16 protein-coding genes are annotated in these 25579 nt (G+C 51.9%); 9 read left to right on the forward strand and 7 right to left on the reverse strand.

Going from position 1 to position 25579, the window contains the following annotated elements; genetic code table 11:
- Positions 1-257 precede the first annotated feature (257 nt).
- From P8N76_21020 to rfbA, 7 genes are all read left to right on the forward strand, one after another.
- The gene (locus tag P8N76_21020) at positions 258-2309 is read left to right on the forward strand and encodes a PEP-CTERM sorting domain-containing protein (protein MDG2384165.1); all 2052 of its coding nucleotides are present in this window, start codon (positions 258-260) and stop codon (positions 2307-2309) included.
- Positions 2310-2368: 59 nt separating this feature from the next.
- Positions 2369-3499 (forward strand): dTDP-4-amino-4,6-dideoxygalactose transaminase, encoded by a 1131-nt coding sequence (rffA, locus tag P8N76_21025; protein ID MDG2384166.1) that lies wholly within the window; start codon positions 2369-2371, stop codon positions 3497-3499.
- A 42-nt stretch (positions 3500-3541) separates the two neighbouring features.
- Entirely contained in the window at positions 3542-3760 is a 219-nt protein-coding gene (locus tag P8N76_21030; protein MDG2384167.1) for a hypothetical protein, read from the forward strand.
- Positions 3757-4455: a GNAT family N-acetyltransferase gene (locus P8N76_21035; protein ID MDG2384168.1), complete on the forward strand. Its 699-nt coding sequence runs from the start codon at positions 3757-3759 to the stop codon at positions 4453-4455. Before P8N76_21030 ends, P8N76_21035 begins: the two co-directional genes overlap by 4 nt.
- 83 nt (positions 4456-4538) lie before the next feature.
- Entirely contained in the window at positions 4539-5561 is a 1023-nt protein-coding gene (locus P8N76_21040) for a hypothetical protein (GenBank protein MDG2384169.1), read from the forward strand.
- Positions 5562-5598: 37 nt separating this feature from the next.
- Positions 5599-6693: a dTDP-glucose 4,6-dehydratase gene (rfbB, locus tag P8N76_21045; protein ID MDG2384170.1), complete on the forward strand. Its 1095-nt coding sequence runs from the start codon at positions 5599-5601 to the stop codon at positions 6691-6693.
- A 40-nt stretch (positions 6694-6733) separates the two neighbouring features.
- Positions 6734-7606: a glucose-1-phosphate thymidylyltransferase RfbA gene (gene rfbA, locus P8N76_21050; GenBank protein MDG2384171.1), complete on the forward strand. Its 873-nt coding sequence runs from the start codon at positions 6734-6736 to the stop codon at positions 7604-7606.
- A gap of 82 nt (positions 7607-7688) precedes the next feature.
- Here the strand turns inward: rfbA and P8N76_21055 are convergent, their stop codons facing one another.
- On the reverse strand, positions 7689-8327 hold the full coding sequence (locus P8N76_21055; protein MDG2384172.1) for a metallophosphoesterase family protein: 639 nt from the start codon (positions 8325-8327) through the stop codon (positions 7689-7691).
- A 679-nt stretch (positions 8328-9006) separates the two neighbouring features.
- Between P8N76_21055 and P8N76_21060 the strand changes: the two genes are divergently transcribed.
- Positions 9007-13500: a lamin tail domain-containing protein gene (locus tag P8N76_21060; protein MDG2384173.1), complete on the forward strand. Its 4494-nt coding sequence runs from the start codon at positions 9007-9009 to the stop codon at positions 13498-13500.
- Between the two features lie 85 nt (positions 13501-13585).
- Here P8N76_21060 and P8N76_21065 read toward each other — a convergent pair whose 3' ends face one another.
- From P8N76_21065 to P8N76_21080, 4 genes are read right to left on the reverse strand one after another with little or no spacing between them, the layout of a single operon-like run.
- The gene (locus P8N76_21065; protein MDG2384174.1) at positions 13586-15841 is read right to left on the reverse strand and encodes a glutamine amidotransferase; all 2256 of its coding nucleotides are present in this window, start codon (positions 15839-15841) and stop codon (positions 13586-13588) included.
- 18 nt (positions 15842-15859) lie between these two features.
- A complete protein-coding gene (locus tag P8N76_21070; protein ID MDG2384175.1) occupies positions 15860-18202 on the reverse strand; it encodes a VWA domain-containing protein in 2343 nt (780 codons plus the stop codon).
- A gap of 35 nt (positions 18203-18237) precedes the next feature.
- A complete protein-coding gene (locus P8N76_21075; protein MDG2384176.1) occupies positions 18238-19131 on the reverse strand; it encodes a DUF58 domain-containing protein in 894 nt (297 codons plus the stop codon).
- 16 nt (positions 19132-19147) lie between these two features.
- Positions 19148-20146, reverse strand: coding sequence for a MoxR family ATPase (locus P8N76_21080; protein ID MDG2384177.1), 999 nt, complete (start codon positions 20144-20146; stop codon positions 19148-19150).
- A gap of 240 nt (positions 20147-20386) precedes the next feature.
- On the opposite strand from P8N76_21080, the gene P8N76_21085 reads away from it, so the two are divergent.
- Positions 20387-22726 (forward strand): DUF4159 domain-containing protein, encoded by a 2340-nt coding sequence (locus P8N76_21085; GenBank protein ID MDG2384178.1) that lies wholly within the window; start codon positions 20387-20389, stop codon positions 22724-22726.
- Positions 22727-22765: 39 nt separating this feature from the next.
- Here the strand turns inward: P8N76_21085 and P8N76_21090 are convergent, their stop codons facing one another.
- Both P8N76_21090 and P8N76_21095 read right to left on the reverse strand, forming a co-directional pair.
- Complete coding sequence (locus tag P8N76_21090; GenBank protein ID MDG2384179.1) at positions 22766-23782, reverse strand: rhomboid family intramembrane serine protease; 1017 nt, start codon at positions 23780-23782, stop codon at positions 22766-22768.
- A 197-nt stretch (positions 23783-23979) separates the two neighbouring features.
- Positions 23980-25500, reverse strand: coding sequence for a hypothetical protein (locus tag P8N76_21095; protein ID MDG2384180.1), 1521 nt, complete (start codon positions 25498-25500; stop codon positions 23980-23982).
- Between the last annotated feature and the right edge of the window lie 79 nt (positions 25501-25579).

A 25579-nucleotide genomic window follows, 5' to 3' on the forward strand; every position in this document is an offset into this window, starting at 1 on the left:
ATCGAAAGGCGCTTGCTCAATGCCGAAACGGAAGATCATTGAGCAAGCTGAAAAAATCATTTACTGGAAAAGATTTCGCAAAAAAGGCCTCAGACCGGAACTGACCGAGGCCAGCCAACACAACCCCCTCCAAGGAGGGATGTCGAATTATCTCACCTTAGCGGCGAATGGCAGGATTTTCTTGTATTCGCGTTCAACCACGTTTATAAATTGAGACTCGTAAGGATTTCAAACAAACAACCAGCAGGATAGGCACAATGAGATTTTGCAACTCCCCACGATACACGACAATTTGCACGATCGCATTGCTGGCCGTTTATTCGACCAGCCCAGTCGCCGCCATCGAAGTCGCGGGTGAACTCTTTGTAAATTTAGATGCTTCCACATTTTCGACAGGTGATGCTGCCTGGAGTAATGCGGGCAGCTACGTTGACTTCGAAGCGGTTAACGGTCCCGAAGCTGGACTCATCGAAACAACACCTGCCATCTTTTTCAACGGCAGCAACGCATTCGTCGGTGGCTCTCTGGAAGAACCGATCGAAGCTCCCGAGGGACTGACCGGTTTCGACCCAACTCGAACGATTGAAGTTTGGGCGTTGAATCCACAAATCAATGCCGAAGAAACGCTTGTGTCATGGGGTAAACGAGGCGGCCCTGACGGGACCAACATGGCGTTCAACTATGGAAATCACGGAAACTTCGGAGCCGTCGGCCATTGGGGTGGCGGTGGACCCGATTTAGGCTGGATTGATGACGAATTCACGGCTGGAGCTCCGGACAAAAACGAGTGGCATCATCTGGTTTACACCTATGCGGGTGAGGACGATCCGTATGCTCGAGTCTATTCAGACGGAGAACTCTGGTACGAAGAGGACATGGATACATGGGGGGGCCTCGACACCTACCCCGATCCAGCGATCGCCATTGCCGCACAATGGGAAAATGATGGATTAACGCTCAACACCGGCTTGATGGGAAATCTAGCAATTGGTCGTGTGCGAATTCATGACGGAGTGTTGACCGACGATCAAATCATGGCGAATTACGATGAAGAGAAGGCTGCATTCGTCAACCCGGGTGAAAAACCTCCCGTACCCGCTGAGTCTTTGCGTTTCTCTCCGATTCACCGTTACGACTTCTCTAACGACGTCGCTGACTTAATTGGCAATGCGAATGGCGTGATCATCGACGAAGGTAGCACCCAAAATTTCGAGTTCGGCAATGGGAAACTTGATCTCTCAGAAAATTCTGGGGAACGCTCAGCCGAGATCACCGAAGATGCCTATGTCGATCTGCCGAACGGGATCGTTTCCGCCGCCGCGAACTCCAATTCAAGCGGAGCCGTCACCTTCGAGTTCTGGGCATCTGTCTCAGAGATACATACCTGGCAACGATTCGGTGACTTTGGCAATAGCAATAATGGTGAGGACACTTCCGACGGCGGTAGTGACGCCGACTATTTGCTGATCACACCGAATTCAGGACGATACAACAATGGTCTTGAGATCACCAACCATCCTGCCGGCGGTCTAGAACCTAACGTAGGAGCGACGGGTCCCTTTCCAATCGACGAAGATGTTCACGTGGTGGCCGTTTACGATCACGAAGACGATTCGAATGGTGCGAACGGATCCATGCATCTGTATATGGATGGTGAATTGATCGGGTCCAATGAATTGGCTGCTGCTTTTGACCTCAGATCAATAGAAGACGAAAACAATTGGCTAGGTCGATCCCAATGGAATGACCCTGTTTTCGACGGATCGTACGATGAGTTTCGCATCTATGATTATGCTCTCACGGAAGGTGAAGTCATTGGCAATTACAACTCGGGGGCTGACACTGTCAATACAGGCGGCGGCTCGGGGGACTACAATAACGACGGATTAGTCAACGCGGCAGATGTAAATCTGCAAGCCGAAGCGATCGCCTCGACGGAACCGGATTTGGCATTGTTTGATGAGAACAACGACCAAGTGGTCAACGATGTTGACCGTTATATTTGGGTGCATGAACATGCTCAAACCTGGATTGGTGATGCAAACCTCGACGGGGAATTTAACAGTAGTGATCTTGTCACTGTTTTCAGCGCCGCCAAATATGAGTCAGGGCAAGCAGCCCTTTGGGAAGAAGGGGATTGGAACGGCGACCAGCTCTTCAGCAGCGGCGATCTTGTCGCAGCATTTAGTGACGGTGGCTATGACAGTGGCGCCCGACCTCCCGCGGCTGTTATTCCAGAGCCATCAAGCATGTTTTTGACACTGGCCGGGCTGCTGTCAGTCGGACTTGCAATCAGACGCCGACGGTAGAAAAAATCCAATTACGGCACGGATAAAAAACATGATCCAGATCTCCTGGAATCACCAACTTGCAAATCCCTTTCAATAAGCCTTTCATCGCTGGCAAAGAGCTTTATTACACTGCCCAGGCGGTTACTTTTGGCAATATCGCCGGGGACGGTGTCTACACGAAGCAGTGTGCTCAAGTCCTTGAGGAACTTGGGGCTCATCGAGTTTTGCTGACCCCGTCCTGCACGGCTTCGCTCGAGATGGCGGCCATACTTTGCAATATGGAACCTGGCGATGAGGTCATCATGCCGTCCTACACCTTCGTCTCGACGGCGAACGCGTTCGTACTGCATGGCGCGAAGCCTGTCTTCGTCGACGTTCGGCCCGATACGCTCAATATCGACGAAAATCTGATCGAACAAGCGATCACGGACCGTACAAAGGCGATATGCCCGGTCCACTACGCCGGCGTCGCGTGCGAGATGGACCCGATCATGGAAATCGCCGATCGGCATGGACTTATGGTCGTAGAAGATGCTGCTCAAGGCGTCCACGCGTTCTACAAAGGACGTGCCTTGGGTTCGATCGGACATCTCGGCACCTACAGCTTTCACGAGACGAAAAACTACATCTGCGGCGAGGGTGGCGCACTTTGCATCAACGACGAGAAACTGGTTGAGCGTGCCGAGATCATCCGCGATAAGGGGACCAACCGACAGCAGTACTTCCGTGGGGAAGTCGACAAATACACCTGGGTTGACGGAGGATCCTCGTACGTCCTGAGCGAATTGAGCGCTGCCTTTTTGTTCGCCCAGTTGGAGGAGATGGACTCGATCCAGCAGACCAGGAAACAGCTATTCGACACCTACAGGGAAGGGCTTGCCGACCTTGAGGAAAAACGTCTCGTGCGTCTTCCGATCATTCCCGGCCACTGCCAGTGCAATTACCATATGTTCTACATCCTGCTATCCGATCAGGAAATTCGGGACGCACTGATTCACTACCTGCGAGAACGCGAAATCTACTCGGTCTTCCATTACGTACCGCTCCACACATCGCCCATGGGCCGCACCTTCGGCTACGAGGGAGGCGAACTACCGATCACAGAAGAGTATTCGAATCGCCTGCTCCGGCTGCCGTTCTTCCATGACCTACAGGACTCGGACCAGCGGATGGTTATTGATGCAATCGCAAATTTTTTTACAGGGTGACGAGTGCGAGAACAGGTTCTTCCTGAAAGGTGAAATTTTGGGATGGGTTACATCTACATGTTCGGCTGTATTTCACCTCCCGTTTACGACCCACTCATCATCAAATGGCGAATGACCTCGAAGGGTGAATTGCCCAAGGAGGCTGTCGATCAGCTGGTATTTTCTGCTCCAGGCGTTGTTGGTATGTACGTTGGCAAGACATTCGACCAAGCTAAAAATCGCCCCACGTATGTTATTCAAAGCATGAAGAATTACGAATGATTGTTCAGCCACTACCATGGGATGAAGAATTTTTCGGCTTTACTGTCGGGTCCTTGGTGGTCCCTCCAGCGTCGAGCCCAGATGACGTGTCTGATATTGTGAAATCCTGTGATTGTGATGTGGTTTATGTACAAGTCAAAAACCCCAAGCCGGATCAGCTTGAATGCTTTTCCTCACTGGCTCCGTTGGCCGATCACAAGATCGTGTATAAAAAGACGATCTCGACAGATTTCGTTTTCCCGAAGGAACAATTGTTGCCTTACGAGGGTGGCGTAACAGACGCTCTGTTAGAGATGGCATGGGCAAGCGGCATGCACTCCCGCTATTATTTGGATTGCCGTTTTCAGCCGCACTATCGACGCTTCTATCGCACTTGGCTCGTCAACTCAATTGAGGGTGACTTTGCGGATGTAGTATTCGTTCCCCAAATTGGCGATACACAAGTCGGCTTCGTATCGCTCGTGACCAAGGGCTCCGTTGGACGGATCAGCCTGATTACGGTATCGCAAAACTATCGCAAGCAAGGAATTGGAGGCCAATTGCTCCAGAGCGTCGACGCTTGGTGCTGGGAGTCCGGCCTAAACCAAGTGCGGGTTGCAACTCAGGAAAGAAACACAGACGCCTGTCGGCTTTACGAAAGACACGGCTATCAGGTCGACGAGACCATCGGTATTTATCATTGTTGGAAGTCGTAACGTCCCGGCCATTCACCTCTCCTTGACGATAGTGCCCAACCCCATACCAGCGCAACCACGTAGCTCACGCGCGAGAGAGAAAAATGAATAAAGACATCTCCCCCCAAGAGCAATGGCAACGCTGGTTTCTGATATCGGTCTTGGCCTTTATGTGCCTCGCGATCGCCATCACGAACACATATTACGTTGGAGACGCGACGATTTACCGAGAAGACAAACAAGCCGAAAACCGTGCATTCCACAACAACTTGCTTTACAATCAGCTTCCGGAGGGCGGGTGGGAAGCACATGGTGCAAATGGCACAAACTGCCGGATATTCGCGATTTATCTAGCCGAAACAGTTCACCGTTATTCCGGGGTCGACATTCTCCGCATCTATCGATCGATGGACCTGATCTTCATCGCTCTAACGCTGTTTTTGTCGTTCTTTTTCTTCCGCTCTCTTGTAACGACGAGCACGGCGATCATTGGTATCCTTTACCTTGGCTGGATCCTTCCTCTCACCTATGCCTTCCATGTGTTTCACCCGTGGGATCGAATCGGATGGTTCGCCTGGCTTCTAGCGATCTTCGCTATCAGGAAAGACAAACCTTATCTGCTCGCTATCATTGTCGTCCTGGGAGTCACAATCAAAATGGACCTCCTCGCAGTTGCTGGGCTGTACTTTCTTGTTTACTTGAATCGGACAAACTGGAAACGGGTGACGCTGACGACTGCTGTTATCTCGTTGATGGGTATTGCGACGCTGGCTTTCCTCTCCCATTGCCTTCCGGGAGGAGTAGACACCGACAGGGTCTTCACTCTGATCGGTTGGATGAAGAATAATTACTGGGTGCTTTGCAAGCATCCCATAGATCACCCAGCATTCCTGGCATTCCCTACAATTTTTTGCGTCGCACTAATGGGGCTGAGGAGCAGAAATCGTTTTGCAATAGCATCTTTTTCGTACGGGCTGTTCCTGCTTTCATACATAGCTAAAAGCAATAATTTCATAGAGATCCGGGCACAGATGGGTTTCGTTTTGTTACTCTTGCCGCTCGCCCTTATTGGACTTGATCGAATATTCCAGGCCGAACACGGGCTCCAGGAAGGCGCTCAACCTTAGGCTGAGAGGATGTCTTAAACTCTAAAAGGCCCCCAAAATGCCCAAAAACGAACAACCCAAAACCTTCCTCATCACCGGCGGAGCAGGCTTCATCGGGAGCTGTTTCGTGCGGCTATTGATTGCCGATGGTGTGAAGGTCGTTAACCTGGACCGGCTCACCTATGCCGGGAACCTCGATTCCTTGGCTGAGGTCGCTGACTGCGAGAACCATACGTTCGTCGAGGGCGACATCGGCGACGCCCCGCTCGTGACTCGTTTGCTCAAGGAGCATCAGCCCGACGCGATTGTCAATTTCGCCGCCGAGTCACACGTTGACCGGTCGATTGATGGCCCTCGCGATTTCGTGCAGACGAACGTTGTAGGAACCTTCGAGCTGCTCATGGCCGCACGAGCGCATTGGGGTCAACTGTCTAAACAGCAACGAGACGATTTCCGTTTCTTGCACATATCGACGGACGAGGTCTACGGCTCTCTGGGAGCGACAGGCCGGTTCAAGGAAACGACCGCCTATACTCCGAATTCGCCCTATTCCGCGTCGAAGGCGGCGTCCGATCATTTCGTTCGCGCGTTCCATCACACTTACGGCCTCCCTGTATTAACAACCAACTGCTCGAACAACTACGGTCCTTACCAGTTCCCCGAAAAGCTGATCCCGCTCATGATCCTCAACACGATCGAAGGCAAGCCACTTCCGATCTATGGTGATGGGCAAAACATCCGCGACTGGCTCTACGTCGAAGACCATTGCCGCGCGATCCGATGCGTGTTGGAAAAAGGCGCTGTCGGCGAAGTCTACAATATCGGCGGCGATTGCGAGCGGGCGAACATTACGGTCGTGAAGGAAATCTGTCGGATCGTCGACGAACTGCAGCCCGACTTGGCGCATGCACCGTGCGTATCGCTGATCGAGTTTGTAACCGATCGCCCGGGGCACGACCGCCGTTACGCGATCGATTGCACGAAACTGCAAACGGAGCTCGGCTGGAAACCGCTTGAAACGTTCGAGTCGGGCCTGCAAAAAACCATCGAGTGGTATCTCCGCAGTCCACAGTGGGTCGAACGCGTGACCAGCGGGAAATACCGTCGCGAACGACTCGGGACGTTGGACGAAGCTTCCCGCGATAACAAATAAATCATGGCACAGAAACAAGTCAGAAGGGCGCGACATAACCATGGGTAAAGGAATCATACTGGCTGGCGGAGCAGGAACGCGTCTACACCCGGCGACGCTGGTTATTAGCAAGCAACTTCTCCCGGTGTACAACAAACCGATGATCTACTATCCTCTGTCGTTGCTGATGCTGGCGGGCATCCGGGAGGTGTTAATCATTTCCACGCCGAACGACTTACCGCTTTTCGAGCGACTCCTCAAGGACGGTAGCAAATGGGGCATGCGGTTTGAATACGCCGAACAGCCCGAACCGCGAGGATTGGCCGAAGCCTTTTTGATCGGCGAAGAATTTCTCGATGGCAGTCCTGCCAGCCTAATATTAGGCGACAACATTTTCTACGGGAACACCGTCGGATCAATGTTGCGAAATGCTGCCGCGAGAGAAACGGGGGCGACCGTTTTCGGGTACCCCGTAAGAGACCCGCGTCGCTACGGTGTTGTCGAGTTTGACGACAACGGAAAAGTGCTGAGCATTGAGGAGAAGCCTGAAGCCCCGAAGAGCCGCTATGCGGTGCCTGGAATCTACTTCTACGACAATAAGGTTGTGGAACTGGCAAAGCAGGTTCGTCCATCCGCACGAGGGGAACTGGAAATCACGACCCTGAACGAACTGTACCTGCAAAGCGAAAGCTTGCATGTGCAAATCACCGGACGCGGAATCGCCTGGTTCGACACGGGCACGCACGAATCTCTGCTACAAGCGTCCTGCTTTGTCGAGGCCATTGAGGAACGGCAGGGAACCATGATCGCATGCCTCGAAGAAATTGCGTACAGCAACGGCTGGATCAACGAAGACGAATTGCGATCTCTGGCATCGGGATTTGGCGAAAGCAACTATGCACAGTATTTGCTCCAAGTTCTGGGAGACGCCTGAGAGCAAATCGGAATGCTCGCTGTTCATCGGCTCGGCACGAATGGATCGTGTGTTTTTTTGCAACGCGTAACTTTCATGAGTGTCATCCAAGGTAGATTGACATTCCTTGGGGTCCAGCATTGACAACCTGCGTCGATCCTAAACTCATTTTCTGACCTGCGCTTTCGTGAATGTGGCCGCATACAACCCCAGCGAGCTTCTTCTCTAGAATGGCTTCACGTACCGCCAGACTCCCCAAGCTTTGCCCCGTGGATGAGACATCCAGTATCCCCTTGGGTGGAGAATGACTCACGAGCACTGCACCCCTGGGACAGCCTCTCAACTTTTCCCTCGCCTGTTCTTCGGTAAGATCGTAACTCCAATCACCGAAAGGTGTGACAGGCACACCCCCTCCCAGGCCGTAGTAATCCACACCTTCTACAGTGACGCCCGATCCGTGGAGAACATGCGCCGATTCCCAGCCGAGACAGGCGGCCTGCAGTTCACCAAAAGACTCGCTGTTACCCGGCACAAGCACGCACGGCTGATCGATCGATCGTAACACATCAATGATTCTGCTCAGCCCCCGGCGAAGACTACCAAAGTCTCCCGCACCAATAACCACATCCACTAGCTCGGCTCGCTCAACAATCGACTGTGCAGCTTTGACATCACAATGCAAATCACTAAATACGAGCAGGCGTTTTTCGATTGGGCGCCTTGGGTCTGACTGGAAGCTCATTATAAAAATCGCTTTTCAAAAGGTAATCACAGTCTGAAGCAAGATGTCCTATCGACGGTCAGGGAGACCGAGAGGGCTGCTTATTCTCTGACAAGAACTTTACGCTTGCTATCAATATTTTCCAATTCGGCTACCGCAACAGAAACGGTCCCAACACATCATGGCGCATCAGAACCCAAGAAACGCAGAGCAGCAAACCTATACCGCTCAGGCTTCTTGCATCCACTCGACCCACGATGAACCGTTAAAAACGTTCGACTAGCACCGATCACGACACCATCAAAAATCCTAGATCGATCCATTTTAAAAAACATTCGACCATGCATCATCAGCCAGCTAGTCCTATGCGTTGTTCCCTCGACAATTCAAATTGGAATCAACCCATTCTGGAGTTCAAGAACAACAACAGCCAAATGAACTTATTTTCGTCGTCAATAATTTTGGCTTTTGTGTCAGAAGATTTGAGCGACAACAACGACGTCTGAAATCAGCGCTACCCCCGGCGATTCGATCAAAATAATTTCCATTCACAGTATTGTTGGTATAAACTACGATCTCGGATTTACGCTCCTTGTTCCTTTGTCCACAGGTATTTTTAATGCAATACCATGTCGTTCGAAAACGCAGCAAGATCAGAAGAACACACCAGGCGGCGATCGAGGCGTTGGAACCCCGCCAAATGCTGGCACTCACAGTAGCTTCCCTACCGGCGAGTGACGTTGAAATCCGCTCCGCCACCATTGGCCTCGACCTCCAGGAAACAGGTATCTTCAAGCCCAACGTCTTCATCTATTGGGGTGATGATGATGCGGGCGATTCGACCGTCGCCTGGGATCACTCAATCGATCTAAAAACTATCGGCGCCGGACAACATACGGTGACCTTGGCGGACCTTGAGGTCAACACGACTTACTACTATCGTTCATTCGCACTCGACGTTCTCGGAGGCGAAGTCAGTTGGACTGAAGCGGCTTCGTTCACAACGCTTCCTCCAGCAGAAGCTCAACTTCAAGTCGCCCCTCCCGCGCACATTGGAGGCACATCGGCTCAAATCAGCGGACAGATCCTGGACGATGGCGGAGACCCACCGATCGTTTCAGCCTACTTCGGCACACTTGACGCTGGCGAAACCAAAGACGCATGGCAACACTCACAGCAAATGGGGTTTTTCGATGGCCCGTTTACCTACCAACTCGATCAACTAACGCCAAATACAAGCTATTACTACCGTTTGGCTGCAGAAAACGGTGCAGGCACTAGCTGGAGTGAACCGCACAAAGTGACCACGGTGGAAATCCCGACCTTGCGGATCAGCGAGTTTATGGCAGCCAATCTATCCACCGCATTAAGTCGCACACGGGTTTCTGCTGATCACGAATTCCCCAAAACAGAAAAAGCCTACGACTGGATTGAAATACAGAATGCGACACCGGAAGCCAAAGAGATCGGTGGATACTACTTGACCGACGATTCTCAACGGCCGACCCAATGGAGTATTCCTGCGGGAACCGTCCTGCCCGCTCACGGAACGATCGTGGTTTACGCTTCAGGCGAAAACATCACGAATCCGGCTCTCGACGAACAGGGACGTTTGCATACAAATTTCCAGCTTTCAAGTAAAGGAGAATATCTCGCTTTCGTGGGGCCCGATGGCCGAATCGTGCAAGAGTTCACAGAAGTGCCCCAGCAGTATCACAACGTATCCTACGGTGTTTTCGGAAACGAAGAGGGCCGATTCACAGCCCCCACACCAGGCGAGTCCAACGGCCCATTAGGTCCGCACCTCGAAAACGTTCAGCACAGCTTTGTCACACCGAATGATCCGCTCTCCGAGTTAATCGTCACAGCCGAAGTGCAAAGCGGCCTCTCTGAAATCCAAGCGGTCACACTCCACCACCGCTCAATGTACGAAGCACCCGTCTCAGTTGCGATGGTAGACGACGGTTCTGGTTCGGATCAGACAGCCCAAGACGGCGTCTTTACAGGAGTAATCCCAGGCGGCATTGTCGAACCGGGACAAATGCTGCGTTACTACGTGACGGCCAGCGCCGTGGATGGGCTCGAAAGTCGAGCACCAACCTTTGTCGACGAAAAAGCATCGCCTGAATACTATGGACTCTTACTAGAAAATCCGACCGTCGACTCGAACTTCCCCGTTTTCAATTGGTTTGTTGAGACACCGCGACGAGCCCAGTCAGTACGAGGCACACGGGCAAGTGTCGCATATCAAGGAGAATTTCACGACAACGTTTTTGTTCGACTACGCGGCGGGACCGCTCGGAGCTGGCCCAAGCGAAGCTACAAGATCGAATTCAACGACGACCATCATTTCCTAATCCGGGAAGGTGTACCTCGTGTCGACGAATTTAATCTCAACGCCACCTACACGGATAAGACCTATCTTCGTGCTCGCCTGACTTCGGAATTTCAGTTAGATGCTGGGACACCCTCACCGGAAACGTTTCATCTACGCGTGCAACAAAATGGTGAGTTCCACAGTATCGCCTATTTTGTTGAACAACCGGATCGCGATTTCCTCCGACGACATCATCTCGACCCGGAGGGCTCGTTATACAAAGCAGGCCCCGGTTCGACTTATGTTTCTACCGCCGGTTTTGAAAAGAAAACACGACCCGACGAGGGCCGAGATGATCTCGCCGAATTCGTGAAGGGATTGCGTGCGACGGGAGATGACCTAGACCGATTTCTGTTCGACAATGTCAACATCCCAGCTCAAATCAACTTCATGGCAACCCATGTCATTGTGCAAAACATTGATGGCTCGGACAAAAACCATTACGTCTACCGTGACACAAATGGAACAGGTGAATGGTTCATGATGCCATGGGACTTGGATCTGGTCTTCGGCCCGGATGCTCTCAATACCGACCGAATCGTGGCCAACGAAAATACGCGGGGTGCAACCTACCCCAATGCGGTTCACCCCTTCCTGGGTACGCGTGACTTCCCGCTCCATGGTGGTAAGATCAACGTACTATTGGACAAGATGATCGAAAATCCACGCACACGAGAAATGTTGTTGCGTCGAATCAGGACCATGGCGGACGAATTCCTGGCAACCGGTTATTTCCATCAACGCATTGACCAACTTGTTGACTTGTTACAACCAGAAGTTGCTCTTGATCGTGAGCAATGGGGCCGAAATGCTCACTTTGGTTCTAATCGACCTTTTGATGAAGAGAGCGAGCGAGTCAAAGTCGAGTACCTGGACCGACGACTTCCCTATTTGACCGAATACCATGTCCAAGGCGGCGTTGGTATTCCCACAACACAACCGCCGAATCCCCAACTCGTCTTTGGCGAAAATCTTGAATTTTCCCCGGCTTCTGGAAACCAAGGCGAAGAATTCTTTTCGATCAGCAATCCAAACGACTACGCTGTCGACGTGTCGGGCTGGAGCATTGAAGGCGCAACTTCCACCACACTCAAACCGGGCACCGTCCTACCCGCTGGAGAATCTCTCACCTTAGCAGCCGATGTGGCGACCTTTCGAAAACGAACGACGGGTCCGCGGGGAGACCTGGGCCTTTTCGTTCAATCCTTCGGCACAGAACTCCCTAATACGGGCGGTGAACTGAAACTTGTGGATCGCTCCGGGCGACTCGTCGCGGAGACTCAGTTTGGGACCATTTCTATCCCTGCAAACGCAGACAATCTTCGTATTAGCGAAATCAATTTCAATCCACTCAGTGGCTTGACCCAATTCGGCGAATCTCAAGCCGGAGGGTCGAATTTCGAATTTGTCGAATTCACGAATATCGGACAGCAGCCGATTGAACTGGCTGGAGTTCAATTAATCTCGATTACGAAGGACGATGATCAGGAAGGAATTGAGTTCAGCTTTGATTCGCAAACCTTGGAACCTGGGCAGTACCTGGTTGTGGTTAAAAACCGGGAGGCGTTTGTTTCAAGATTTGGTGATACCGCCCGAATTGCTAACGGAAGTAATGGTCAACAAGGACTCGCAGGTGAGTTTGCCAATCGGTTAGGAAATGGCGGCGAGACGATTACGGTGACCAACGCCTCCAATGAATTAATTCAGCAATTTCGTTATGAAGACGAAGCGGACTGGCCAGCGCGGGCTGACGGACTGGGCAGTTCTCTGGAGGTGATTGATTTCACCACGGACTACAACGACCCCAACACTTGGCAGGCGAGTCGTGCATTTGGAGGATCACCAGGCAGGGCAGGGGAGCAGTTCGCATCGGGTATTGTGATCAATGAATTGTTGGCGAACAATACCCTACCAGCAATCGATCAGGTGGAACTCTACAATTCCTCGGACCAAACCATCACGATCGCCAACTGGTATCTCAGTGACAGCGGCACTAACCCGCTCAAGTATCAATTCAGCGCCGACACGGCTCCCATTAATTCAAATTCTTACCTCATCATCAACGAGACGACTTTAGGATTCGGATTCAAAGGCGACAATTCTGACGACATCTACCTGATCGAAGCCGATTCAGAAGGGCATCCCGTTCGTTTCGCCGACTCAGTCGTATTTGGTCCCACACCCTCAGATACCTCAATTGGTCGCTGGCCAAACGGGACAGGAGCATTCGTCAACCAACAAGAAACCAGTTGGGGGCAGACAAACCGAGGCGGACCAACATTGGCCGGTGATTTCGATTTAGACGGAACCGTTTCGATCACCGACGTAGATTCACTTCGCGACGCGATTCTGACAGCGAATCCCCATGTCGATTTCGATCTCAATGGCGACTCAGCCATTGATCGCCAAGACTTGACTTTCATGATTGAATCGATCCTGGGTACGCATTTTGGTGACGCAAATCTCGATGGCTTATTCAACTCATCCGATCTTGTACTTGCCTTTCAGGCAGGTGAGTACGAAGACGATGTTGAAACAAACTCCGATTGGAGTGAGGGAGATTGGAATTGCGACGGAGATTTCTCTAGCAGCGATCTAGTCCTGGCATTTCAGTCGGGCAGTTATACCAATACGGTGTTACCAGTAACCCAAAAACCTGTGGCTCTGGCTGCGGCAATCCTGGCTAGTCACCGCAACTCTCTCGATAAACGTGAGAAAGGTAAAAAGGAGTTTGAATCAGAGCAGCCGAAACAGATTAACTCCCGTCCCGTGACGCTGCTGAACCCGCATACCGTCGATTCAATTTTCCGCAGCTGATTGAACCGCGAGATTTCAAACTCATGTCGCAATGGTACGCTCTACTTTGAGACTCGTTCTGTCTTCGATCCGTGAGCGAATCGGCTCACACCATCCCCCAACGCTTTCGCAGCCACCATTCGCTTCCTAACACGACAACGAACAAGATAAAGAAAGGCCAAGCATCCCAAGTGGAATCTCCGAATCGCCATTTAGATTCAAGCTCGATCTCAATTTCGGGAGGACGCTCTTCGATTTCCTGAAGCAAACGCGACAATTGTTCGGGCAATACTGTACGGCCACCGGAATCTCGAGTCACCCAGGACATGCGTTCCAATTGAGTTGGATTCGCCGCCGGGTCACTCAATTCGAGGTCACGATCTTGAACTTGGAATCGAGCAACTGCTTGTCCAATTGCCTCGCCGTTTAGGTTCGCATCAACTTCAATCCGATACTCACCTGCTTCCCTCGCCTCCTCACAAACCCCGTTCCATTCATCTCCTTGGGGAGTTAATCGAAGGGGCTGTCGATTGCCAAGAGGATCTACGAGGTTGGCAACTAGCGTGGCATTCGATAACGGATCTCCGTCTTCCCCTCGTGCACCGGCTGACAGTTCAATCATTTCCCCTGGACGATACCTTCGACGCGGCAAACTCACCCAAACGTCGCGACGTGCCAATTCATCCTTATTCCCCAACCACAAAATCGATTGTCGCCAGAAGCGACGATGCGCATCTTGCTGACCGTAGCTCCACCAGAGGTGAGTCGAGTCACCAGCAAAAGCAATCACTCGGCCAGCATCGTAAAGCCACACCACCAAGATCGGTAAGCCGCTGTCGGTTTTCGCCAAGACGGTAGCCCGCGGCTTTGTTTCAAATCGATTGGCTCCCTTCAAGGGCTTAAGCTCTTTCCAAACATCATCCTTACCAAGATGCGTAATGAAGTGTTTTCGGGAAGGGATCATGGAAAGCGGACCATCCAAATGCAAATCTTTGCGGACCTCCACTTCCGGCCCGAACTCCTGCCGATCGAAGCGCCCCATCACAACGGGTAGAACAGGCTCTAAGGGTGTTCCGAAATATCCACCTGGGCCGAACGTATTCAGACCACCCGTCATCATCAGCCCTTTCCCTTTTTGCACCTGCTCGGCAATGTAAGCAAGATTCTTCGTACCCAGGGCTTCCGCGTCGACATCTCCGATCAGGAATACATCATAGTTGGTCTTTTCAAAGACACTGCTCAGATCAACTGGCCAATTCGAACGCAAGCGAGCATCAATGGGGCGATAGTCCAACTGAATATCGGGCGAAGCGGCGAGAGAACGTCGAATCATTTTCTGCTCGTATCCGATCAGGTTTCCTTCGAGGTACAACACTTGCAGACCACCATCGAGGGCCGTCAAGAATGCGGTCACTTGATTGTTGTCGACAACCAGTTCTCCAACCTGAGGTTCGACTTCCACTGTCAATTTGTAATCACCCGGTTCCTGGGGTGTGTAGATAAACTCAAAGGGTGCCAAGGAGTCATCTTCCGTTGCAGTCACGGTAATCGGCCCCAGTATTTCACTCTCGCCGTCGGGCCGAAGTATCGTAATACGAACCGGTAGTGGGCGATTCACGTATCCTTGCACGCGCAAGGCACCACGAATCGCGAGTTCGTTTTTCACAAAAACAGTGTACTGATCTCGCAAGTTTTCGACGGCCACATCTCGAGCTTGAGACTGTTCGCGAGGTTTCCCAAAAGCAATTGTGTAGAGCGGACAATCAAGTCGAGCAAGATTTCGAGCCACCTGTTGGACATCAACCTTTGGATCATAAATCCGTTGAGCTCCATCGCTCAACAGAATCACGCCCGCCAAGCGTTTCCCGGTCTCTCGACTCAACATTTCATCAAGGGCGGCTCCAATGTCCGTTTGCGTACCGCGGGGTAAATCCGGGAATTCAATCCGACCATCTGCCAGCTCGATTGATTCAAGATCTCCCGAAAAGCCATAAACACGGACTTCCAGAGACTCGGACAAGTCTCTGAACTTTTCCGAAGCAGCATCGATCGCGCGAATCAGCTCTTGCCAACGAGAAAGTCCGCTCGACCCGTCTTCGATTTTCATACTCCGACTTTGGTCAAACAGGACCAAGAGTGTAGCAGTCTGCGGACGACTCGTCGTGCTAACTCGTGCTGGGCGCAACATGGCGATCACCAACAGCAGAATCAATATGGCTCGCAAGATGACAAGGGCTGTCTTTCGTCGGGAAAGTAGATTACTGGTCGGACGCACCATCAGTAAAAGCGCTAGCAGCAAAGCGGCCAGAAGACCGACTGCCAGATAGCTTTCCAAAATCGGTTCGAGTGTCCAACGAGCCATATTGGTCTTCTAAGTTTTTTATCCGTGCGAGTAAAAGCGATTCGAAAGCACAAACTCAAGGGCGAGAATCAGTACAAGAACAGGCAACAGAAACGGATAGAATTCTCGACCAATTCTAGCCTGATCAATTTCTCTTATGATCTCGTCGCGTTCACGGGCCAAACGAAAACGGGCGACGCCAAAAGTTTCATCTAATCGTTCTCGCGTAATACGATCGAGTAGCGTCGCTTGCTCATTAAGATTGACAGAAAAACCTCGAGCCGTATCAGCCGCCTCGCTCGCTTTCAAGCGATACACGCCGGGATCTTCAGTGAACGCGACACGAATTTGACCGTCATTTGAGGTAACTTCCTGCCAATCACCGCGAGGGGTGAGGAGTGGCCATCGCTGGTCCCGCGTATTCGGTGCGGCAATTTGTGCGATCTGCCCAGTCTGATAATTTAGCGGTGCATCTTGACTCTGCACCAAATACAAAAAAAGGCGATCAAGCAACATCACGAAGGGCCATGGATCAGGACTGTTCAACACCTGATTCCAGGCTGCCATCCCCGGCGATTCGGCTTCCGACACGGGCGTTGCAACCAGAACCATCCTACCAGCACCAATCAATCGTTCGACAATGGCCGGCTTATTGTTAGAAAACGGCACGATCACGGACGCGTCTTCTGTCAGCTGTTCGATAACCCAATGCCGAAAGATCGGCATCGATTGCCAAGGAACTGTCGAGCGAATATCGCGAAACAGTGCCATCATCGGATGATCGAATTCTCGGGGCGCGTAGAAGATACCCTCGTCGTCTCGCCACTGGCGTTGGATGTTACCTGGCATGACGTCAGCGGCCGCCTCGCTGTTAAACTTCTCGGCGCTTTGTGCGTTACGTCCCAAGAACAGCGCAAGCCCTCCTCCGGCTTCGACATACCGTTTCAACTTATTCCATTGATCGTCCGCTAATGGCTTTGGATCAAGGACCGCAACAGCGGAAAAATCCTGCAATCGTTGTTCTTTGAGTTGCGACTGCGAGACAACAGTGCAGTCAAACTTCGCACTCCGAAAACCCCGCGGTGACAATACGGACGTCAAGAAATCACTATCCACGCCATCAGCAGCAACAACGAGCACTCGCCAAGCAGGGCGCACGTGCACCGTGAAGTACCGACGATCATCAATCTCCAAGCCATCGTCACCATCGATTTCAAGATATCCGTGATGGGTTCCAAACGGCAAAGAAGACAATGAAAAAGAGATCCATGCCGATGAATCCTCAGCCAAATCAATTGTTTGCTTGCCCCGCATCGTGGTTTCCGGCAGCTGAAGTTCGCCATCCACGATAATGGGATCCTCGCTATCTTCGCTTTCCACAAACAATCGAAGTGTGCAGCTTCCAGCCGATCCTGACCGTCGGATATTGGCACGAAGATTGATGGGACTGCCGCTCGGCACCATCTCTTCAGAAAGTTCAAGCGCGACAACTGCGTCATTCCTCGATTCCGCGACCCCCACATCGATGACTTGCAGGGTAACATTGGCAGCTGCAGCCAGGTCGCTTGCGAACGATCCGTTGACCGCATCGTCCCAGGTTTCCGCAGTCAAATCAGAAATGACATAAAGTTCTTTACGTTCATATTCGCTCTGCTCGAGTAATTGCAAAGCGTTTTCCAGTAGCTGATTCCACATCTGGGGCTGATAGCCAACTCGAATCGCCTCAATGGCTTTCACTGCGGCACTTGCATCGACGGCATAGGCCGCCGTCCTCGGACGAGATTCGATAATAGCCACATCACTGTCGGCCGGAAGTTGCAAGACCAACCATTTTGCCATCTCCTTGGCTTTGTCCAGACGAGTCCGATTCTGATGCCGGTAGGCCATTCGTGGCGAAGTATCAATCAACACAACTGCCGCCACCGGCGCCTGACTGTCACCCAACATGAGCGGTGCAGAGCCTCGAGTAATCGCCAACGCGGAATTCGCCAAGGAGACCATCAAGATCAGATTCAGCAGCAAGAGCGCTCCCAACAGGAGCGGTCCTCGGCGATACGTGTAGACTGCCAGCGTGACAAATGCGAATAGCAACAGCAACAAGAGCTGAACACCCACCGCGAGCCATTGCCCCAGGTTTGCCGAGGCTACGCTCGGCCTTGCCAACGCCAACGCCAACAAGAGAACCACCAGGCATCTCAAAAACAGCAGCAACCATTGGCGTAATTGGAGGCGACGTTTGTTCGTCGTCTGTCGCACTTGGAGAAAACGAATTGCCGGGAATACCTGATGCCGAGGCTTCTGTCGCATCGCCAAATGCAGCGCAATCGGCAGGACTAAGAATAGTCCACCGATACTAAGCAACGACAGGTGTATAAACGACATTGGCGGCTCTCTCGGATACCGATCATCGACAAGAGTCAACGTCCACGACGGCTTACCAAATACTCCATCAGGGCCTTATCAAATTGCATACTCGTATCGAGTGGAACGTAGTCGACTCCAATCTGGAAGCATTCTCGACGGTAACGCTGGCGGAAATCCTCCAGTTCCTTCAAGTAATCCTGCCGAATGCCTGTCGCATCCACCTGAACCCGCTCTTTGGCTTCCGGTTCCTCAAACTCGACAACCCCGTCAAAAGGAAATTGCACCTCCGCTTCGTCCAAGACATGAAAGAGGATCACATCGTGACCGCCATGTCGAATTTGTCGAAGCGACTGAATGATTGGCTCCGTATCCCCCAGTAAATCGCTGAAGATCATGATCAAACTGCGATGTTTCATCATCGCAGCGATTTGCGACAAGCTCTTGGCAATCTCCGTCTCACCTTCCGGCTTGAGTTGAGAAAGATGCGACAGCAAATTGCCAAACTGTGTCCGCTTGGACTTGGGCGGTAGACTACTACGAATCTTTGTGTCGAAGGTGATCAAACCCACGGGATCATTCTGGTAAACCATTAAGTAGCAGAGTGCGGCAGCCAGACAAATGCAGTAATCGAATTTGGTTAATTCTTGACCATAGGAAAAGGACATCGAACGACTGAGGTCCATTGCCAGATACCCCGTAATGTTCGTCTCAGCCTCGAACTTTTTGACATAGTACTTGTCGGTCTTCGCATAAACCAACCAGTCAATGTCCTTGGGGTCGTCTCCAATCGTATACTTGCGATGCTCGCTAAATTCTACGGAAAAACCGTGAAACGGGCTCGCATGCAGACCCTGCAGAAAACCCTTGACTACAAACTGGGCGCGAAGATCAAGACGCGAAATCTGGCGAGCCACCTCGGGCTTCAGATATTTCTCCACGGTAGACATGAAAGCGCCGTTCTGATCAGCCGGCGGGCTGAGTAAATTTAGGGACTTCGGGTTCCGGAATGATCTCCATCAAGCGGATCACAATATCTTCATTTGACATCCCTTCCGCCTGTGCCTGAAAATTCGTGCTGATTCGATGTCGCAAGACAGGAATCGCAATTTTCCGAACGTCTTCGATCGCCACCGAAAAACGTCCATCCATGGCGGCCAGAGCTTTTCCTCCGTTGATGAGAAACTGCCCCGCTCGTGGACCTGCCCCCCAGTCGACCAATTCGCGGACAAATTCCGGCGCAGACTCATCCTTGGGTCGCGTTGCTCGAACCAACCGAGCGACATATTTGACAATGTATTCGCTTACCGCCACGCTGCTTACCAGCTTTTGCAGATTCACAATCGCCTTTGCGGAAAGTACCTTCCGCACTTCGACTTTCTCGTTTCGAGTGGTCACCGAAAGGATTTGCTCCTCCTCTTCGGCTGTCGGGTAACCCACCTTGATGTTAAACATGAAACGATCCAGTTGTGCCTCCGGCAGGGGATAGGTCCCTTCTTGCTCAATCGGATTCTGTGTCGCGATCGTAAAAAATGGCTCGGGCAGCGTATAAGTCGTGCGCCCGACCGTGACTTCGCGCTCCTGCATGGCTTGCAACAGTGCGGCCTGAGTTTTTGGTGGCGTCCGGTTAATCTCGTCTGCCAGCAATATATTTGAAAAAATCGGACCTTCGACAAAACGAAATTGCCGGTGCCCCGACTCATCTTCATCGATCACATTCGTACCCGTGATATCGGATGGCATCAGATCGGGGGTAAACTGAATACGATTGAAGCCAACATCCAGAATTGAGGCCAAGGTGCTAACCATCAGCGTCTTCGCCAGCCCCGGCACCCCCTCTAACAGGCAGTGCCCGCGCGTAAAAATTGCCGCAAAGAGCTGTTCGATCACGTCGTTTTGGCCGACGATAACCTTTTGCAACTCTTGCTGCATCAATTGACGATGTTGACTGAATTCTTGAAGAATATCGCCAAGACTACGGGATTTTGTGGCCACCGTGTCCGATTGCCTTTCTGTTAGTCGCAAGCAGAATATGGTCCGGAAGGATCATCTGCGGATGAGTTGGGGCGAGACTACATGGCGCCCCAATTGATTTTATCGGTCTGTCGACGGGACAGCAACGAGCCAGAATGATTCATTGCTGTCGTAACGTCTGAATCCTAAGATAATTATGACGATTCAATTTCTTCCGCAGAGGATTTTGTGATGACCCTACGAAGCGTCCAATTCAACGTTTTGCTTCTTGCGCTGATTGGATCAATTGTGACGCCAACGTGGGGACAGATTACAGCTGAAAAGGTAAAGCGGTCGCTGGAACGGGGCATTTTGTATTTGAAAGCTGAACAAAATCCGCGGCTCGGCAACTGGAGCGAACAAAATGGCTATCCGGGAGGCGTTACGGCTCTCTGCACACTGGCTTTGCTCAACGCAGGTGTTCCGGCCGATGATCCGGTGATTCGCAAATCGCTTGAGTATTTACGCAAACCTAAGAGTCCACTTCGAACCTACAGCGTCGCCTTGCAGACGATGGTGCTTTGCGCGGCGGATCCTCAACAAGATCGTTTGCAGATTCGTGAAAATGTGAAATGGCTTCAACAAATACAAATTACCGACGGACCCTTCAACGGAGCTTGGGCGTACGGTGAGCTCAAGCGGGGAGGAGACCCATCCAATACGCAGTTTGCCATGCTGGCCCTCTACGCGGCAGAAACGATTGGTATCAACGTCGAAGAATCCACTTGGCGGCGAGCGTTGGGATACTGGACGCGCACTCAACGGGACAATGGATCGTGGGGCTACAACCCTGAGATGCCATCGACCGGCAGCATGACTTGTGCCGGCGTGGCCTCCGTCGTGATTGCATCCGGTCAAGTATCCGAATCCGATGCTAAAGTCACAGGCGATGTTGTGGACTGCTGTGCACGACAGAGCAACAACAACGTGGCGCAGCAGGGACTTGATTGGCTAGGGCGCAACTTCTCGGTGAACAGCAATCCAAATTCCATGGCAAGTCGTCGTAACCGAAGTTTTAGCCGCACCTGGCTTCTTTACTACATGTACGGCATTGAGCGAGTTGGGCGACTATCCGGGCGTCGATTTATAGGGCATCACGACTGGTATCGAGAAGGTGCTGAAACGTTACTCGAACAGCAAGATCGGCTGCGAGGATACTGGCGAGGTACGGGAATGGAGGCAAACACTCACATTGGGACCGCGTTGGCCGTTTTGTTCTTGGCCAAAGGCCGTCGCCCGGTCGTCATCGCCAAACTGCGTCGTGAACCGGAAGCAGATTGGAACCGACATCGCCATGACCTGGCCCACTTAACGCGCGATATCGAACGTCGTTGGGAACGGGATTTGAGCTGGCAGATCATCGAGGGCAGCGCCGCGACGGTAGAAGATTTACTCGAAACCCCGGTTCTGTACCTTTCCGGACGCGACAGTCTACAGCTCTCGAGACAACAAAAAGACATTCTGCGGCAATACATCGATCAGGGCGGATTTATCTTTGCCGAAGCCTGTTGTGAGGGTAGCGGTTTCGACAAAGACTTTCGGGAACTGATCGCCGAATTGTTTCCAGAGAATCCGCTTCGATTGCTGCCTGCGGATCACCCCATTTGGTACGCAGAAGAGAGAGTGAATCCCGACCACATGCGTCCCCTCTACGGTGTCGACTCCTGCTGCCGAACCAGTATCGTCTACTGCCCGGGAGAACTGTCGTGCTACTGGGAATTGGCAGACTCACGACAACAATCTAGCTATCCGCCAGTTGTTCAGGAAGAGATCAAGGCAGCGTTGGCGATCGGAGCGAACGTGATCACCTACGCGACCAATCGCGAGCTCAAGGAAAAGCTTGATACGCCACCAGTACTCGCATTTGAGGGCGACCAGGGCGTACACGAACGAGGTACGCTCTACATCGCGAAACTAGCCCACAATGGCGGAAGCGACGATGCACCCGCAGCCCTGGCAAATCTGCAGCGATTACTGGGATCCAAGCTGAACCTTCGTGTCAGCAGCGAAAAGCGTCTGCTACCGTTCACGGACACGACTCTTTCCGAATACCCCATCGCATTCATGCATGGGCGACGAAGCTTTCGATTGACGGCTGCCGAGCGTTCGGCGCTGGTCGATTTTGTGAAGAATGGTGGATTCATTTTTGCTGATTCGATCTGCGCGAGCCAACAGTTTACCGACTCTTTCCGTAGGGAGATGAAAGCCGCCTTCCCGGATCATCCCCTGCAGGCAATCCCATCCGATCATCCTTTATTTACAGATGCGTTCCAGGGCTTTGATCTGTCCAAAGTACAACTCCGCGATCCACAACAACGACGGACAGAAAACCAACCGCTGCGATCGCGGGTTGAAAGTGTCCCACCTGAGCTCCAGGGGATTGAAATCGATGGGCGACTGGCCGTTGTTTTTTCACCCTACGACCTCAGCTGTGCCTTGGAAAATCAGGGCTCCATCGAATGCAAGGGTTACATGCGCGAAGACGCAGCCAAGATTGGCATTAATGTGATTCTCTATGCCATGCAAAACTAGCATGTGGGATCGAGTCAAACGACGGAATTTCCGGGCATCCTAACGATGCTTCTGCTGCATCCGCCGACTGTAATCCTCCAGCACACGACGTTCCTTCGCACTGAGACTCGTTTCGCCTTCTCGGTGCAACTTCTTCAAGATAACATCCGCCTGTTCATCGAGTTGATCGTAACGAACATCCGGATCGTGAACCTTGAGCTTTGGGCGACGCTTGGGAAGGCGTATTCGATGGACCCAACGCTGTGGCATAAAAATGGTCACCAAATCCGCCCTGGTCTTGAAGTAGAGATAGCCGTAGATGGCTCCAAACAGGTGAACGTCGAAGGCAATTCGCTCAGTTTGTCCGTCCGGTCCTTGATGCATTCCCAACAGATTAAAACCAACGATCAAGAGACCCAAGACCCATGCCGGCATGGGAATGAACATCATGAACAGCACCTTTTGGTGCGGAAAATTCAAAGCGAATAAGATCACAACGGTCGTCACCGCACCCGATGCACCGATTAGTGCCCCGTTTCTGTCACCTAGCAACAAACTGGTCAATGACCAAGCAACAGAACAGACCACCAACGATGTCAAATACATCCTCAGAAAGGCTTGCCTGCCGTAAAGCTGCTCTACCTGTTGCCCGAGGAAGAAAAGCCCCAACATATTACCGATTAAATGAAAAGCATCAGTCGGTGAATGGGCAAATCCGTAGGTCACGAACTGCCACCACAATAATGGATTCAGCAACGTCTCGCTCTTCACAGCCAACAAGTTGCTTAAGTTGTGAGTGACGACCAAGCCATCGGAAACCTCCATCGTGGTCTTCGGCCAGATGAAGACATCCACAACGAAAATAACCGCGTTTACGATGATCAAATTAAGAATCATCGTTCGCTGACCCGCCATTCGCGAAAACGAATTGCCGGATTCATCCTGATAGTAGGGTCGGTCGTAAAGTCCCATCGTGGCAGTCCAGTTTGAACCTCGGTTGACGACGAGCCAGCTTAGATTCCAGCCGTCGATTCTGCTTTCACTCCCCCGCACTCCCAAATCGAGCAGGCCGAGCATCAACGGGTAAGGATATCGTACGCGTGTCCGTCATAAAAGTGCAGTCATGCACACCTAAGGCTTTACCATGCCAGAAAGAAATCGCGAAAAACGGCCAGCGGTTCGGTAGAACGCTTCAATTGCCGCCAACGCAGCGGTCGCCGGTCATTTCCCACCGGGTCCACCGGGTCTTTTCCCCGGGTACTCAACTCGATCGGCTAGAGTGACCGAGGGCGATTGGAGTTGGGCTCGCCAGAGACTTGCTGCCGCATCTGCTGCTTATTCGCTCGGTAGAGTCGGCTAAGATCGCTAAGCAGCGTCTTCCATTGCTGCTCCAAGGCTTGCTGGTACTGCTGGATAATCGCCAATTCCATCTTGAAACCATCTCGATCTTCCGTCAAAAGCTGACGTTGATTGGTGACAAACTGGATTTGGCTCCGCAGATCAGCCAACGCTTGGTTTAGCTTGTCAAGATCCGTATTTGTCACGCCGATCTCGCGACGCGACGCGTCGATCTGATTCACGTTCGCTCGAAAAAACCGCTCGTAATCACGCAATTGCCGAACGTAGATCGGCTCAACCAATTCGGCGATTCCTTGATTAATGAATTCCTGACCGGTTGAAAAGTCGACGACCACCTCATCGCCCTTGGCAAATCCAACCGACTCAAACTGTCGAAGATCATCGGCGTTGGCTCGACCACTTGGATCAAAAGGCGCATCGGGAATAGACGTCGGTTCGCTGACATCCACGTCAATATCCGACTTGGATTCCGTGAATTTCACCTTCATCCATTTGCGTTCGGGGGGATCCATATCATTGGCTTGGGTTTGATCGCGAACATACTGATCAAGCACAGCCTGATAACGATCTTGATCCTCCATCATGGGCGGCAGCCACAGCTGTAATTGCTCAGGAGTGAGACCTTGAGTCGCCTCATGCGAATCAATCGGCAAAACTTCGTAGAGCACCCAAGACGAACCCTCTTGGAGCTGTTCGATTTGCGATTTGTCCAACGGCAGATTAGGTTCAAGCTTTACCGTGTTGGGATCCGCCTGGGGATCATTCGTAACCTTAAATTCGCCAAGGTAGAAATCGGGAACTTTGCAAAAGCCTTGCTTGTCGTTTTTAACGAGCGGATCATCACCATAAAGAAGCTGCTGGAGAGGCTGTGGCAATTGTGCAATCGGAGCTTCTTTGAAAGCAAAAACGATGGAGTTCTGCTGTAGCCCAAGAGGCTTGGTGTTGCTCGCCGCAGCCGCCTCACCCTCGGCTGGAATCGGCTCTACTGGTTCATCATCGAAGTCATCATACTCGTCAACGCCGGAGCGTGGTTGATAACAAGCCTCGTCGCCCCAATTCGTAGCATCCAAAGTGATCGAGCCCTGACCAATCCCCGCAACGGCCAAATTTCGCCAGACGCGGCCTCGATCGACAAGCAAGCGACGAAGATCACTCTGAATTTGAGGTAGCGACGGATCGTCGGTCTCAAAGATCGAGCCCTTCGTTAATTGAAGCTGTGTTTCTTGAGCTTGCGCCAAATCTTTCGTCGACCTGACGTACTGAGTTCGCCATCGTTCTTGAGTCTTCAGCGTAGCAGCAGCAAATGCCATAAAGCAGAACGTCGCGATGAACAGCGCGAACATTAGGACAACATGCCAAATCTGCCATGTCTTTGCACTGAAGACCGCCAAAGCGATGAAGGCTAGGACGAGCACGCCCAAGATTGCCAAGCCCATCGAGCTTCCTGTTCCATGTTAAAGGGTCTGTTACCGACACGCCTTGAATCCCACGATTCAGGAGTTCGACCAAACCCAT

It is taken from the genome of Pirellulaceae bacterium, assembly GCA_029243025.1.
Lineage (GTDB): Bacteria > Planctomycetota > Planctomycetia > Pirellulales > Pirellulaceae.

Excerpts from the sequence above, each read along its gene's own strand:
- P8N76_21060 (MDG2384173.1), top strand. The coding sequence starts at position 9,007 with ATGCTGGCACTCACAGTAGCTTCCCTACCGGCGAGTGACGTTGAAATC.
- P8N76_21040 (MDG2384169.1), top strand. The coding sequence starts at position 4,539 with ATGAATAAAGACATCTCCCCCCAAGAGCAATGGCAACGCTGGTTTCTG.
- P8N76_21090 (MDG2384179.1), bottom strand. The coding sequence starts at position 23,782 with ATGCTCGGCCTGCTCGATTTGGGAGTGCGGGGGAGTGAAAGCAGAATC.
- P8N76_21055 (MDG2384172.1), bottom strand. The coding sequence starts at position 8,327 with ATGAGCTTCCAGTCAGACCCAAGGCGCCCAATCGAAAAACGCCTGCTC.
- P8N76_21095 (MDG2384180.1), bottom strand. The coding sequence starts at position 25,500 with ATGGGCTTGGCAATCTTGGGCGTGCTCGTCCTAGCCTTCATCGCTTTG.
- P8N76_21075 (MDG2384176.1), bottom strand. The coding sequence starts at position 19,131 with ATGTCTACCGTGGAGAAATATCTGAAGCCCGAGGTGGCTCGCCAGATT.
- P8N76_21065 (MDG2384174.1), bottom strand. The coding sequence starts at position 15,841 with ATGGCTCGTTGGACACTCGAACCGATTTTGGAAAGCTATCTGGCAGTC.
- rfbB (MDG2384170.1), top strand. The coding sequence starts at position 5,599 with ATGCCCAAAAACGAACAACCCAAAACCTTCCTCATCACCGGCGGAGCA.
- P8N76_21030 (MDG2384167.1), top strand. The coding sequence starts at position 3,542 with ATGGGTTACATCTACATGTTCGGCTGTATTTCACCTCCCGTTTACGAC.
- P8N76_21020 (MDG2384165.1), top strand. The coding sequence starts at position 258 with ATGAGATTTTGCAACTCCCCACGATACACGACAATTTGCACGATCGCA.
- P8N76_21085 (MDG2384178.1), top strand. The coding sequence starts at position 20,387 with ATGACCCTACGAAGCGTCCAATTCAACGTTTTGCTTCTTGCGCTGATT.
- P8N76_21070 (MDG2384175.1), bottom strand. The coding sequence starts at position 18,202 with ATGTCGTTTATACACCTGTCGTTGCTTAGTATCGGTGGACTATTCTTA.
- rfbA (MDG2384171.1), top strand. The coding sequence starts at position 6,734 with ATGGGTAAAGGAATCATACTGGCTGGCGGAGCAGGAACGCGTCTACAC.
- P8N76_21035 (MDG2384168.1), top strand. The coding sequence starts at position 3,757 with ATGATTGTTCAGCCACTACCATGGGATGAAGAATTTTTCGGCTTTACT.